This window comes from Vibrio sp. 1641, from assembly GCF_033339995.1.
GTDB classification, from domain to species: domain Bacteria; phylum Pseudomonadota; class Gammaproteobacteria; order Enterobacterales; family Vibrionaceae; genus Vibrio; species Vibrio alginolyticus.
The window spans coordinates 1-577 of record NZ_JAWOVP010000371.1 but is presented as its reverse complement, the minus strand read 5'-3'; the positions used below and the strand labels follow the sequence as shown (position 1 = coordinate 577).

1 protein-coding gene is annotated in these 577 nt (G+C 43.3%); it reads right to left on the bottom strand.

Going from position 1 to position 577, the window contains the following annotated elements:
- Nucleotides 1-46: 46 nt before the first annotated feature.
- A partial coding sequence (locus R7Z47_RS26040; RefSeq protein ID WP_318130926.1) for an SPASM domain-containing protein occupies nucleotides 47-577 on the bottom strand: 531 nt, incomplete at its 5' end.

The window sequence follows — 577 nt, the reverse complement described above, 5'->3', positions numbered from 1 at the left end:
CGCTCCGGTGATGGTCACCGTTGTTTTCAAAATATCCATTTATTGATTACCTTTTATTAGAGGGTGTTAGGATTAAAGGGCCGTCTAATGCTTGCATGACATAGCTTGCTGGATAGCCATGAGCTAAGAGCGTCGTCATTGCTTGCAAATACTTTTGTACTGAGCTGAAAAAATAGAAATAACCATCACAAAGGACGTTTTCATGCTCTCCAGTGTCGGAGAGATAGCGATGTTTTGGGCAGCCGCCGTTGCAGAGAGACAAGAACTGGCATTGTTTACATCGCATAGATAAGCGGGATTCTTTATTGAACTGAAGTTCGTGATTCAACGACATCTCGTGTAACGATGTTTCGAATACATTGCCGAGTTTCGACTCCGGGTAGGCGACATGGTCACAGAAATAAACGTCACCATTTGCTTCAACGGCATAAGACGAGCCGCATTTTTTTGCATGAATACAGTTTGGAGAGGGGTTGCCAAGGTATTGTGTTAATGCCTGTTCAAAGTTCGAAATGAAGACTTTGCCCACATCTTGAGAAACCCAAAGATGAAATACGTCGGTGAGAAAACGTCCGTA